16 protein-coding genes and 1 tRNA gene are annotated in these 12054 nt (G+C 34.6%); 2 read left to right on the top strand and 15 right to left on the bottom strand.

Annotated elements, in window-relative coordinates; translation table 11 throughout:
* On the bottom strand, positions 1–892 hold an 892-nt coding region (locus RQ893_RS05635; RefSeq protein ID WP_311482076.1), incomplete at its 3' end, for an NAD(P)-dependent oxidoreductase.
* A 140-nt stretch (positions 893–1032) separates the two neighbouring features.
* On the opposite strand from RQ893_RS05635, the gene RQ893_RS05640 reads away from it, so the two are divergent.
* Complete coding sequence (locus tag RQ893_RS05640; RefSeq protein WP_311482077.1) at positions 1033–1437, top strand: hypothetical protein; 405 nt, start codon at positions 1033–1035, stop codon at positions 1435–1437.
* A 36-nt stretch (positions 1438–1473) separates the two neighbouring features.
* Here RQ893_RS05640 and RQ893_RS05645 read toward each other — a convergent pair whose 3' ends face one another.
* The 5 genes from RQ893_RS05645 to RQ893_RS05665 all read right to left on the bottom strand — a co-directional run bounded on the left by RQ893_RS05645 (position 1474) and on the right by RQ893_RS05665 (position 4689).
* On the bottom strand, positions 1474–1950 hold the full coding sequence (locus RQ893_RS05645) for a nucleoside deaminase (RefSeq protein WP_311482078.1): 477 nt from the start codon (positions 1948–1950) through the stop codon (positions 1474–1476).
* Between the two features lie 12 nt (positions 1951–1962).
* Positions 1963–2039 (bottom strand) — tRNA-Arg (locus tag RQ893_RS05650).
* 22 nt (positions 2040–2061) lie between these two features.
* Positions 2062–3270, bottom strand: a complete 1209-nt coding sequence (locus RQ893_RS05655; protein ID WP_311482079.1) for a D-alanyl-D-alanine carboxypeptidase family protein — start codon at positions 3268–3270, stop codon at positions 2062–2064.
* 8 nt (positions 3271–3278) lie between these two features.
* The gene (locus RQ893_RS05660) at positions 3279–4109 is read right to left on the bottom strand and encodes an aminoglycoside 6-adenylyltransferase (protein ID WP_311482080.1); all 831 of its coding nucleotides are present in this window, start codon (positions 4107–4109) and stop codon (positions 3279–3281) included.
* Complete coding sequence (locus RQ893_RS05665; RefSeq protein WP_311482081.1) at positions 4099–4689, bottom strand: CoA pyrophosphatase; 591 nt, start codon at positions 4687–4689, stop codon at positions 4099–4101. Before RQ893_RS05665 ends, RQ893_RS05660 begins: the two co-directional genes overlap by 11 nt.
* A gap of 95 nt (positions 4690–4784) precedes the next feature.
* Here RQ893_RS05665 and mscL point away from each other — a divergent pair, with 95 nt between their 5' ends.
* Complete coding sequence (mscL, locus tag RQ893_RS05670; RefSeq protein WP_311482082.1) at positions 4785–5198, top strand: large conductance mechanosensitive channel protein MscL; 414 nt, start codon at positions 4785–4787, stop codon at positions 5196–5198.
* Between the two features lie 34 nt (positions 5199–5232).
* On the opposite strand, the gene topA is transcribed toward mscL, so the two are convergent.
* The 9 genes from topA to RQ893_RS05715 form a co-directional block, all read right to left on the bottom strand.
* A complete protein-coding gene (gene topA / locus RQ893_RS05675; protein ID WP_311482083.1) occupies positions 5233–7290 on the bottom strand; it encodes a type I DNA topoisomerase in 2058 nt (685 codons plus the stop codon).
* A gap of 4 nt (positions 7291–7294) precedes the next feature.
* On the bottom strand, positions 7295–8374 hold the full coding sequence (gene dprA / locus RQ893_RS05680) for a DNA-processing protein DprA (RefSeq protein WP_311482084.1): 1080 nt from the start codon (positions 8372–8374) through the stop codon (positions 7295–7297).
* 1 nt (position 8375) lies between these two features.
* Complete coding sequence (locus RQ893_RS05685; protein ID WP_311482085.1) at positions 8376–8723, bottom strand: YraN family protein; 348 nt, start codon at positions 8721–8723, stop codon at positions 8376–8378.
* A complete protein-coding gene (locus RQ893_RS05690; RefSeq protein WP_311482086.1) occupies positions 8720–9343 on the bottom strand; it encodes a ribonuclease HII in 624 nt (207 codons plus the stop codon). Before RQ893_RS05690 ends, RQ893_RS05685 begins: the two co-directional genes overlap by 4 nt.
* Complete coding sequence (ylqF, locus tag RQ893_RS05695; RefSeq protein ID WP_311482087.1) at positions 9340–10182, bottom strand: ribosome biogenesis GTPase YlqF; 843 nt, start codon at positions 10180–10182, stop codon at positions 9340–9342. Before ylqF ends, RQ893_RS05690 begins: the two co-directional genes overlap by 4 nt.
* A 107-nt stretch (positions 10183–10289) precedes the next feature.
* Positions 10290–10637, bottom strand: a complete 348-nt coding sequence (gene rplS, locus RQ893_RS05700) for a 50S ribosomal protein L19 (RefSeq protein ID WP_311482088.1) — start codon at positions 10635–10637, stop codon at positions 10290–10292.
* Positions 10609–11331: a tRNA (guanosine(37)-N1)-methyltransferase TrmD gene (gene trmD / locus RQ893_RS05705; RefSeq protein ID WP_311482089.1), complete on the bottom strand. Its 723-nt coding sequence runs from the start codon at positions 11329–11331 to the stop codon at positions 10609–10611. Before trmD ends, rplS begins: the two co-directional genes overlap by 29 nt.
* Positions 11324–11809 (bottom strand): ribosome maturation factor RimM, encoded by a 486-nt coding sequence (gene rimM, locus RQ893_RS05710; RefSeq protein ID WP_311482090.1) that lies wholly within the window; start codon positions 11807–11809, stop codon positions 11324–11326. Before rimM ends, trmD begins: the two co-directional genes overlap by 8 nt.
* Positions 11806–12030 (bottom strand): KH domain-containing protein, encoded by a 225-nt coding sequence (locus RQ893_RS05715; protein WP_311482091.1) that lies wholly within the window; start codon positions 12028–12030, stop codon positions 11806–11808. Before RQ893_RS05715 ends, rimM begins: the two co-directional genes overlap by 4 nt.
* Positions 12031–12054 lie beyond the last annotated feature (24 nt).

The following is a 12054-nucleotide window of genomic DNA, read 5'->3' on the forward strand; positions in this document are numbered from 1 at the left end:
ATACAATGTCTGCCCTAATTTGCATGGCTTCTTCTGTATAAAAAGCAACGTGGTTGGTTAGGAGGACATTTTTAGCATTTCTAAGTGGATAATCAGTTGGAAGTGGTGGTTCCATGTCAAATACATCAATTCCTGCTCTTAGCTTATCTTCGTTTAGTAATTTGGCTAGGTAGTCATTGTCAACAACAGCCCCTCTTGCACAATTTATTAGAACTGCCCCTTCCTTCATAAGGTCAAGCTCATCTTTACCTAGGAAGTGCTTTGTTTCCTTGTTGTTTGGTATATGAAGAGATACTATGTCAGATTGGCTTAGGAGGGTATTAAGGTCAACATATTCTACACCTAATGCCTTGATATCATCTTTTTCTGTCCTAGAAAAAGCAATAATCTTGCATCCAAAAACTTGGAGAAGGTCAATAAGTTTTTTACCTATATGGCCAGTGCCAATTACACCAAAGGTTTTGCCTTTAATAAGGGAGCCTAAAAGTGGGTTTGATTTTCCTTCAAAAATATTTTGATTATTTTTGTCAAATTTCCTAAGGACTCCTATTATAAGGCCAAGAACAAGCTCAGCTACAGAATCGTCTGAATAACCTGATGCGTTTAGGACTTTTATACCATTTTCCTTACAAGCATCAAGATCAACATGGTCAACACCTGTAAAGGCAACGTCTATTAATTCTAAATTTGTATTTTCTATTACCTTTCTAGATACAGGTTTATTAGTAATAATAGCTATGTCAGCGTCTTTAAGCCTTGCTATTTTTTCTTCTTCATCTTTTGCACTTTCCTTATAATAGATAAAGTCATGGCCAAGTTCTTCTAGTTTTTTCTTTTGTTCTTCTATATAAGATTCTTTTACTTCTAACGGATCAATAAGACTAATTTTCATCTATATACTCCTTTTTATAAAAAACTTCTTTTAAGCATTATACTCTAAATGTGAGTTTTGTAATAGATAAAAGTTTAAAGATAAATAAGAGTTGAAATAGGTAGTCAATTGGAATAAATTAAATATAGAAAGGAATAAAGATGGCAGTAGCTTTAACTTTTAAAAACGGATTGTGTAAAGAGGCAATAGATTATTATTGTAACGTTTTTGACCTTGCCTATCCGAAAAATATAATAAGATACAGTGATTTCAAAGAATTTAACCATCCACCAAAAATTAGGGACAGAATTTATAATTCTCACCTAGATATTTATGGAAATAGGATTTATTTATACGATGTCACAAATGATGACACCTATGTCAAGGGCAACAATGTAAAAATAGTTATTCAAACGGATTCAGATAAGCTTTATAGGGCCTATATTAATTTCAAAAAAGATTCAAATGTAACTAGCGAGCCACAAAAATTAGACAATAAATTATTTACAAGTTTTGTGGATAAGTACGATATTAGTTGGCAATTTATTGCAGAAATTTTAAACTAAAAAAGCTAAGATTTACTCAAAATTACTTGAGTTATCTTAGCTTTTTTTCTTTGCCCTTAATGCCCTAAAAAAACTTTGGAGTTCTACTAGGGATTCTTCTTCCATAAGCCCATAAGAAATCTCAGGCACGTTTAGGTGGGGGCTATCTTTGTCTATAAAAGATGTGGAAAAGCCACCCCTTTTTGGGTCTTTACAGGCTATGACGAGTCTTTTTATCCTAGAGTGCATGATTGCTCCAGCACACATAAGACAAGGCTCAAGAGTAACATACATAGTACATTCTTCTAGCCTAAAATCTCCAATATTTTTGCCAGCTTCTTTGAGGGCATAGATTTCAGCATGGTTTAGGGCAGACTTACCCTTATAGGTAAAATTGTGTCCCCTGCCAACTATTCTATCCCCACAAACAACAACGGCCCCTATCGGGACCTCGTCAATTGATTTTGCAAGTTTGGCTTCATTTATAGCTTCTGTCATAAAAAACTTGTCAGCTTTTGTAAATAAATCTTGCATAATATTTCCTTTTGGTGTACCGAAGAGGATTCGAACCTCCGACACCTGCCTTAGGAGGGCAGTGCTCTATCCAGCTGAGCTACCGATACATATAAGGCAAAAAATTTGCCTTTATCTTGCTATTAGTGTTTTTAATAAGAAATCACAAGAATCTCTTATAGTTCTTATAACTCTTGTAAAAAGACTCGCCTTGTCTAAGGCTTTCTTTGAAAGCAAGCCTACTGTTCGACTATCACCCTTGTAGGAAATCTCAACTTCCCCCAAATCTTGGTTTTCTTTTATAGGCGCTTTTACGTCTTCTTTTATATTATACTTTATTGTAGGATTTTCGCCGTCTTTTATTATCATTTTTATATTTTCTTTTGGATAAAGGTCTATATACCCTTGTTTTACAGTCGCATCTTTTAAAGATTTGATAGGCGAATTAGTATCTAGAACTGTCCTAGTAGAAAAATATTTTGATACATAATAAATAAGATCGCTCATAACCTTATTTCTGGTATCTCTTTGATCAGCGCCCATTACAACACCGATAGATCTGAAATCATCATTCTCATCAAGACCTTTCATGTCAATTGTTGATACTAGGCAATAACCAGCCTGATCTGTTGTACCAGTTTTAAGACCATCAACTCCCTTAATTTCGTCCATTAGAGGAATGGTAGATTTCTTATCTATATCACGAGCGGGGTCTCTTATCTCCCTAATTGCCGAATAGTCTAAGATTTCTGGGTAGGTCTTTAGTATATATTGGGTCAACTTAAATAAGTCTCTAGCAGAAGAAGTATTTTGATGTCCATCTTCTGTTTCTATACCACTAGCATTATAATACACTTGGCTTTGTAGGTCAAGTTCTTTTGCTTTTTGATTCATTTCTCTTGCAAAAGCTGGCTCTGAAACTGAAACAGTGTTGGCTAAAAGATAGGCACAATCATTGCCAGATACAGCTATAAGACCTTTGATAAGCTCATCAACTGTATAGGTTTCTCCTTCTTTAACCCCTAGGGCAGAATACTCCCAGCTTGTTAAATTTTCAGCTTCCTTATCAGCCTTAACCTTAGTATCAAGACTGATATTTCCTGCTTCTATGGCTTCTTTGGTAACAAGAAAAGTCATAAGCTTACTTAAAGATGCCATAGCCCTTGGCTCATCGGCATTTTTTTCGTAATAAACATCACCGTTTTCCTGATTTCCAATAATATAGGCCTTAACATTTTCGTCTAAACCTACTATTTTATTTTGCCCTTGAGCTAAGCTTATAGGCATCAAAAACATAAAAGCTGCCATAATCAAACTTGCAAACTTGTATTTGTATTTCATAATTGCTCCTAATTTAGGAAGCTTTCGAGCTTTTTGTAATTATTTCTCAAAAGCTTTAAGGTATTTACATCTATTTGTCTATCATATTCAAAACCTAAGTTTTCAGCTTCAGCCATACCAATTTTTCTGAAAAGCACGCAAGCCTTAAATAGGCTATTGTAAATATTAAGTGGATTTACATCATGAAAACTTTCTTCAAATTCATCTTTATATTCCTTAGCAAGGGTGTGGGTAAATTCTCTACCATCCTTGCCAATATCCATTGTGCCCTTATACTTATTTACTACATGGATTCTAAGCATCTTAACTAGCTCACTTCTCAAGTCTTCCATCTTGATAGATGCTGCTAGAGTATTATTTTGATTTAGGTATAGAGAAACTTCTATGGCATAGGCAAAAAAGTTTTTCACTGTCTGGCTAAACTCATATTCTTTTACAAGACTATATGTAAATTCTTTATTTGGCAAAATAGCCTCAGAGCCAGGCTTATTATACAGAAACTCTATGTCTGCTGGTAAGGTTTTTATAAAATCACTAGCAACATCACTGCTGATAATTGACTCAGAAATCTTTATATTATCCAACTTATAGAGGTCTATTGTAGTATAAGAAAACTTATTTTTATCAATCTCTCTTTTTTCCTTCACTCTGTTTACAAAGATTACGTCATCAAAAAGATTTTTAAATTCTTCTTCTAGTTTAGCTATTATAATTTCACTAGCTACTGTATAAATACTATAAAATTCATCATTATTTAGTCTTTTAACATAAAAAACAGACTCAATGGCAGAATTTGTTTGTGCATAATCTTTTATTTTTTGCGAAATATCATTTCTCATTTTTATTCCAACTTTCTATAAAGTTTTTTAGCATTTTCGCTGTTAAGCCCCAAATTACAGGCTTGGTATCATAGAAAAACATTTCATTATATCCGGTTTGAAACTTATAATCTTTGCCATTAGGGATTTTATCAAAGGGAAAATCTTTTGGAAAATCCATCTTATAGGGTGCCCTATAGGATATGGGCGGATTATTAATAAAAAAGTCAAGATCAACCGTAAATATCGACTCCACTTCTCTATTATACTTTATTTCTGCCAAATTTTTATTAATTCTACCATAAAAACTTTTCACATACCTATAAGAAGAGGTTAAAATCATAGAAGAATAACCTAAATAACTGAGGTCTTCTTCACTCAAATTCAGCTCTTCCAAAGTTTCTCTAATGGCAGCATCCTTAAAATCTTCGCCAACTTCTACCCCACCGCCAGGAAAGGACACCTCTCCAGGCTGACTTACAAGCTCACTTCTTACTTCAAATAAGATATGATCTTTGCCATCAATTTCTATCAAGGGAATAAAAACAGCGTATGATTTTAACCTGTCATAAAAATCGTCATCTACTTGTAAATATCTCATAGAAACTCCTAGTAAAATCATATATAAATATTATGATAAAGTCAAGTAATAGAGTATAATAAAATAGCATTTTAGAAATAAAGAAAGGAATTATTATGCTTAAAGAATTTAAGGATTTTATTACCCGTGGTAATGTCATCGACATGGCTATCGGTATTATAATGGGTTCAGCCTTCACCGCTATCGTAAATAGCATGGTCGAAGATCTTTTGATGCCTATACTTGCTGGCATTACATCAGGAGTAAATTACGAAGATTTAGTCATTAATATAGCAGGATCACAAATTAAAATAGGATCTTTCATAAATGCAGTTATCACATTTTTAATTATAGCCTTTGTTTTATTTTTGATAGTAAAATCTATGAACAAACTCCACAAAAAGAAAGAAGAACCAATAGTAGAAACAGAAAAATCTTGCCCATACTGCAAGAGCAAAATTGATATAGAAGCAACTAGATGTCCAAATTGCACATCCAAGCTAGAAAATTACTCAAACTCAAATGAGTAAAAAAGGGATTATAGCCTAGGCTATAACCCTTTTTTTATCTTTTCTTTACTTTTACATAATCACATTCAGAGCATCTTATTTCGTCTGTTTTTCTATTTTTCTTGTGGACTAAGAGGCTACCGCATTCTGGGCATTTTTCGCCTGTTGGTGGATCCCAAATGGCATAATCACATTTTGGATATGTGGAGCAACCATAGAATCTCTTGCCTCTTTTGGAAACTCTTTCTATAATATCCCCTTTACCACATTTTGGGCACTTGACTCCTGTTGTCTTTATTATTGATTTTGTAAAATCGCAATCTGGAAAACCAGTACAACCGATAAATTTTCCATTCCTACCATGCTTTATGGCAAGTGGCTTGCCACATTTTGGGCATTTTTCATCTAGAATTTTATCCTTGACCTTATAATCAGTTGTATCTTTTTTTACTGCAGCCATATCCTTGCTAAAGTCTTTGTAGAAAGATTTTAATACATCTTTCCAAAAAACTTCATTTTCTGCAATTTTGTCTAATCGATTTTCCATATCTGCTGTAAATTCCACGTTGATTATATCATCAAAATTTTCCTGCAAAAATTCATTTACTGTCTTCCCTAGCTCTGTTGGGAAAATTGACCTACCATCAAGCTCTACATAATTTCTCGACATGATTTGGTTTATGGTTGCAGAATAAGTTGAAGGTCTACCTATACCAAATTCTTCTAGAGTTTTTACCAAAGAAGCCTCTGTGTATCTGGCTGGTGGATTGGTAAAGTGTTGGTCTTTAGTGATTTTTTCTGCACTTATTACTTCTCCTTCTTTAAGGTCTGGCAAAATATTTTCCTTATCTAGGTTGGCAGATAATTTATTAAAACCATCAAAAATTGTAATCTTTCCACTTGACCTAAAGATAAGACCATTATTATCAAAATTAATTTGTGTTGACAGATATTCATAGTCCGCCATTTGACTTGCAACCACTCTTGACCAGATTAGTTTATAGAGCTTGTATTGTTGGTCTGATAGGTAAGTTTTTATGGAAATTGGATCTCTAAATATGGATGTAGGTCTTATTGCCTCGTGAGCATCTTGACTACCTTTTTTCTTGCCAGAATAGGTGTTACCTCTACCAGCATATTTTTCGCCGTATTTTTCTTTAATATATTTTAAAGATTCACCAACAATTTCTTTTGAAATTCTAGTCGCATCAGTTCTCATATAGGAGATTAAGCCGACTGTCCCTTCCTTGCCAATATCGATTCCCTCGTATAGTTGTTGGGCAAGCTGCATGGTAAATTTGGTTGAAAAACCAAGCTTATTTGAGGCATCTTGTTGGAGGGTTGAGGTTGTATATGGCGCATAGGGACGTCTTTTCCTCTTGGTTTTAGAAATTGATTCGACTATAAACTTATCCTTATCGATTTTTCCTAAAATCTTATTTGCTCCAGATTCATTTGAGACCTTCATTTTTTTTGATTTTGAACCATAAAATTCCGATTCAAATGAGGTTTTTTCATACTTGTGACTGGCTGTTATAGTCCAGTATTCTTCTGGGATGAAATCATCAATTTCTTTTTGCCTATCGACAATTAATTTTAGGGCAACAGATTGGACACGACCTGCTGAAAGTCCTGATTTTACTCTTTTCCATAAGATTGGGCTTATTTCATAACCCACAATCCTATCCATGACCCTTCTTGCCTGTTGGGCATCAACAAGGTTTTTATCAATCTTCCTTGGTTTTGTCATTGCAGCTAGGACATTGTTTTTAGTTATTTCGTGAAATTCTACCCTATTATTTTCGTTTGGATCTAGGTCTAGAAGATATTCTAGGTGCCAAGAAATAGCTTCACCTTCTCTATCCGGGTCGGTTGCCAAATACACCTTATCTGCACTTTCCGCTTCTTTTTTTAGGTCATTAATAGTTTTAGCCCTACCCCTTACTTTGATATATTCAGGTTCAAAGTCGTTTTCTATATCAACACCAAACTTGCTTTTTGGTAGGTCTCTAAGGTGGCCGACTGTTGCCTTTACCTTATAATTTCTGCCTAGCATTTTAGAAATTGACCTCGCCTTGGTAGGTGACTCCACTATTACTAGATTTTTCGCCAAATTTTCACTCCTTTATTGCAAACTCATTATTTCCGATATTTTCAATTATATTTTTAAGTTCTAAACTAGTTAATAAAAAGTTTATCACATCTATTCTTAAATCTAAGTTAAGTGCCAAGTCGTCAGCACTCGCATTTGGATTATTCTCAATATATCTTACTACTCTAGCTTCGTCTTTATCAAGGGCAGAGTAATCAATTACCTTCTTATCAATTTTTTTATCTAGAAGATAATCAAGTTCTTCTAAAATATCATCAGCAGACAAGATTAGTTTTGACCCGTCTTGGATAAGCTTATTAGTCCCCTTAGAATAAATCGAATTGATATTTCCTGGCACGGCAAAAACTTCCTTACCCTGATCTAGGGCACACCTAGTTGTAATCATTGTTCCTGATTTTTCCTTAGCTTCTATAACTACTGTTGCCAAAGATATTCCTGAAATGATCCTATTTCGCCTTGGAAAATTATAGCCAATTGGTGGGGTTTCTAAAGGAAATTCTGAAAGAATTAGTCCTTCATTTTCTATTTGTTCATACAAAAATTTGTTGGCTTTTGGGTAAATTATATCAATCCCACAACCAATTACTCCTATAGTTCTTCCACCGACTTCCAAAGTTGCTTTGTGGCACATTGCATCAATTCCATAAGCAAGTCCAGAAACAGTTGTAAGTCCTGCTCCAGCTATAGAGCCTGCTAAATTTTTGCAAGCCCACTTGCCGTAGTCAGTGCACTTTCTTGCGCCAACAAAGGCGATAGACTTACTATCACGCACAGCATCTAAGCTTCCCTTATAATATAAAACTACCGGTCTATCGTCTATGTATTTTAGATTTTCCGGATAAGCTTCATCTAGGATTGTAACAAAATCCACACCAAGCTTTTCGACCTTTTCCCTATAGGATTTGAAAGCTTCAAGGTTTTTGGGACTAAAAATCCTCTCATAATTATCATCATTAAGGAAAGGATAATCTAATCTTTGTCTTTCAAAAAATTTATCCAAACCTGTATGGTCAAAAATATCTAGGATAGTCCTGTTATTTATATTTATGTAGTTTAAGTATAATAAAATTTCTCTCTTGTCCATATCAAAAAGCATTTTCTATATAATTTATCTTCCTAGTGTCAAGATAAACTTCCGCAATATCAAAACTCATCAAAAAATCAGTCATATTATTTTCCACCAAATAAGCTTGACTAGCTCTTTTTATCCTCTGCTGCTTATAAAAATCTACAGCCTCAGCCGCATAGGCAAAGGCGTCTGACTTTCTGGTCTTAACTTCCACAAAGGATATTAGATCATCCTTGGTGGCTATTATATCAATCTCTCCAAAAGGTTTGGAATAATTTCTCCCAAGGATCCTGTATCCATTTCTTTCTAAATATTCGGCTGTGATTTCTTCTCCAAAATCGCCGACTTGTCTTTTTATTGTCATATAAATGATAACTGCCTTTCGTGAAATTTCCTCAGAAAACTTTGCCTGTGGATAGGAGTTTCTCCGTATTTTTCAAGACCTTGATAGTGGGCCTTAGTCCCATAGCCAAAATTTGTTTCAAATCCATAACCCGGATAAATTTCAGAAAAATTTATCATAATATCATCTCGTCTGACCTTTGCCAAAATCGAAGCACAGGAAATTGCGTATTCATTCAAATCTCCCTTAACAATATTTAATTGGGGAAGGTCTGTATCTATCCTTTCTGCATCAATTAGGACAATATCAGGTCGAATTTCCAAATGGTCTAGGGCCTCTTTCATAGCCCCTAGGGTTGCCTGCCTAATATTTATTTGGTCAATTTTTCTTGAATTTGCATAGCCATAAGAAAAAGCAAGAGCATCTTGCAAAATTTTTTCCTTTAGAACCAGCATTTTCTTGCGGCTTAGCTTTTTAGAATCAGTAACTCCCTCAATATGAGAATCCTTTTTCATAATTACAGCGCAAGTCACAACAGGTCCTGCTAGAGGCCCCCTTCCAACTTCGTCAATGCCTGCTATGTGGTCGTATTTTTCATATACTTCTTTTTTTATTTGGTCGTTATAGTCAGAATATTTCATAGTTTTTCAAGGGTAATTCTTCCAAGTTTGCCAGTCCTAAAATCATTTAGGATGATACTTGCTGTCCTTGTGTAGTCAAAATCCCCACCAGCTATAATTGCTCCACGCTTTTTGGCAATGGCCTCGTAGATATCAATGGCTTCATCACTTGGGTCTACACCGTATCTTTCGCTAAGATTTTCTGGATATTCTTTTGCAAGTTCCTTCAAAAAATAAAGGGTCAAGTCTTCTATATTTAGGATTTCATCCTTAATGGCATTGGTGAAAGAAAGATGAAGACCAGTCCTATCGTCAAATTTTGGCCAAAGAACACCTGGAGTGTCTAATAATTGTAAATTAGAATTTGTCTTTATCCATTGTTTGGTTTGGGTCACGCCCGGACGATTACCAACCCTGGCTCCTTTTCTTTGGGCAACGTTATTTATGAAGGTGGACTTGCCAGAATTTGGCACACCAACAATCATCATTCTTATTACAGGATTGTCTATGTCTTTTTCTTCGTGTTTTTTAAACTTTTCAGCAAGAATTTCTCTTGCTATATCATAAATTTTACCAACATTGATTCTCTCTTTAGAATTCATAGGCAAAGCCACAATTCCATCGTTTTTAAACTTATTAATCCACTTTTGATTTTCCTTTGGGTCCGCTAAGTCTGACTTATTCATGATAATCATCCTTGGCTTTTCCGCTAAAATATCATCAAGCATAGGATTTCTCGAAGACTCAGGAATCCTTGCATCTATAATCTCTAAGACTATATCAACCAGCCTTAGGTTTTTTTCTATGTCTTCCTTGGTCTTTTTCATATGACCAGGATACCAATTTATATTAAGTGCCATATTTATCTCCTAACTTACCTACTATTATACATAAATAATTACAAAATAAAAATTATAATTTTTTTGTATTTAAAAATGCCTTAAAGTTTCCTTTAAGACATTTCTATCTAGTAGTTTGTTTTTTCTTTAACTTTAGCAGCCTTACCTTGACGTTCTCTTAGGTAGGTTAGCTTAGCTCTTCTTACCTTACCACGTCTGGTTACTACTAATTTTTCTATTCTTGGGTTGTGGTATAGGAAGGTTCTTTCTACACCTACACCGTAAGAGATTCTTCTTACTGTAAAGGTCTTGCCTACGCCGCCTTCGCTGATGTAGATTACAGTTCCTTCAAAGTCTTGAAGTCTTGTTTTGTCGCCTTCTTTGATTCTGTAGCTTATTCTTACTGTATCACCTACATTAAAGTCAAAGTTATCTTCGCGTAGGTTTTCACTTTCTATTTTTTTGATTAAATCCATCTTTGCTCTCCTCTCGTAAGTACTTTTCGTATAGATCTGGTCTTACTCTTTTTGTTTTTTCTATTGCATTTTTTTTATTCCAAGCTGCGATTTTTTTGTGGTCCCCACTTACAAGCTCATTTGGTACATGGTAGCCATTAAAAACTCTTGGCTTGGTGTATTCATCTTGTTGCAACAATATATTATAGTGAGAATCTGTTACTAGTGACTCTTCCTTGCCTACAACTCCGTCTATGAACCTTGCCATGGAGTCTATTAGGACCATGGCTGGGATTTCTCCGCCTGTTAGGACATAATCGCCAATAGATATTTCATAGTCTACATAGTGGTTTGTTATTCTTGCGTCTATTCCCTCATAATGACCGCATATTATTATCAAATGTTCAATACTCGCAAAGTCGATTGCTAACTTCTGATCTAAAACTTTTCCTGTAGCCGACATAAAGGCTACTTTAGACTTGGCTGTTTTGACTGATAATAGAGCGTCATAGATTACTTGAGGTCTGATTAGCATACCGGCTGCCCCGCCGTATACTGTATCGTCAACGTGATTGTGCTTGTTGTTTGCAAAATCTCTCATATCCACTATTTCAAGTTCTAGTTTTTTATTTTCTATCGCCTTACCTATTACTCCGTAGGTCCTTAAAAATTCAAAAGATTCTGGAAATAGGGTCAGGAGTGTTACTTTATTCATAGTCACTAAAATTTTCTACTTCAATTATTTTCTCTTCAGTATCAATTTTTTTGATTGTATTTTTGATTGCAGGAAGCAAAACTTCGCCGCCATCTGTTTTTATAACATAAACATCATTTGGATATACGCCAGTGATTACATCTACCAGTTCACCTACATTTTGCCCATCGCAGATGACTTTTAGACCATAAAGGTCTTTGATGTAGACTTCATCTTCGGCAAGTTTTCCCAAATCTTTTTCGTCTATAGTTAAGTCCTTGCCCACAAATTTAAGGATGTCGTTGATATTATCATATTCTTCAAAGCCTAAAACTAGCATTGCTTTTTGCTTATATGCCCTTTTTATGGTGACAATTTCGTCTTCTATAAAAAGTTTAGATCCAATTTTGAATCTTTCTTCATTATCGCTTAGGCTTCTTACCTTGACTTCTCCTCTAATTCCTTGAGCTTTTACAATCTCTCCTACTGAGATTCTCATATTTTTATGTTTACCTTAACATTTTCCTTAATAGCTGCACTTCTTGCGATAGTTCTAATGGAGTTTATGATATTGCCTCTTACTCCTATTACCCTACCTTTGTCTTCTTCGGCAACCTTGATTAAGATATTAACTTCGCTGCCCTCGCGTTTTTCTACAATTTCTACAGCTTCTTTGTCTGTTACTAATTCTTTAACTATTAATTCTACTAAGTCTTTCATAATTATGCTAATACATCATTGTCT

It is taken from the genome of uncultured Anaerococcus sp. (assembly GCF_963510915.1).
In the GTDB taxonomy this organism is placed as follows: Bacteria; Bacillota; Clostridia; order Tissierellales; family Peptoniphilaceae; genus Anaerococcus.

Bases quoted from the DNA above. Each gene is read 5' to 3' on its own strand.
- RQ893_RS05640 (WP_311482077.1), top strand. From the start codon at position 1,033: ATGGCAGTAGCTTTAACTTTTAAAAACGGATTGTGTAAAGAGGCAATA.
- RQ893_RS05645 (WP_311482078.1), bottom strand. From the start codon at position 1,950: ATGCAAGATTTATTTACAAAAGCTGACAAGTTTTTTATGACAGAAGCT.
- RQ893_RS05655 (WP_311482079.1), bottom strand. From the start codon at position 3,270: ATGAAATACAAATACAAGTTTGCAAGTTTGATTATGGCAGCTTTTATG.
- RQ893_RS05660 (WP_311482080.1), bottom strand. From the start codon at position 4,109: ATGAGAAATGATATTTCGCAAAAAATAAAAGATTATGCACAAACAAAT.
- RQ893_RS05665 (WP_311482081.1), bottom strand. From the start codon at position 4,689: ATGAGATATTTACAAGTAGATGACGATTTTTATGACAGGTTAAAATCA.
- mscL (WP_311482082.1), top strand. From the start codon at position 4,785: ATGCTTAAAGAATTTAAGGATTTTATTACCCGTGGTAATGTCATCGAC.
- dprA (WP_311482084.1), bottom strand. From the start codon at position 8,374: ATGGACAAGAGAGAAATTTTATTATACTTAAACTACATAAATATAAAT.
- RQ893_RS05685 (WP_311482085.1), bottom strand. From the start codon at position 8,723: ATGACAATAAAAAGACAAGTCGGCGATTTTGGAGAAGAAATCACAGCC.
- RQ893_RS05690 (WP_311482086.1), bottom strand. From the start codon at position 9,343: ATGAAATATTCTGACTATAACGACCAAATAAAAAAAGAAGTATATGAA.
- ylqF (WP_311482087.1), bottom strand. From the start codon at position 10,182: ATGGCACTTAATATAAATTGGTATCCTGGTCATATGAAAAAGACCAAG.
- rplS (WP_311482088.1), bottom strand. From the start codon at position 10,637: ATGGATTTAATCAAAAAAATAGAAAGTGAAAACCTACGCGAAGATAAC.
- trmD (WP_311482089.1), bottom strand. From the start codon at position 11,331: ATGAATAAAGTAACACTCCTGACCCTATTTCCAGAATCTTTTGAATTT.
- rimM (WP_311482090.1), bottom strand. From the start codon at position 11,809: ATGAGAATCTCAGTAGGAGAGATTGTAAAAGCTCAAGGAATTAGAGGA.
- RQ893_RS05715 (WP_311482091.1), bottom strand. From the start codon at position 12,030: ATGAAAGACTTAGTAGAATTAATAGTTAAAGAATTAGTAACAGACAAA.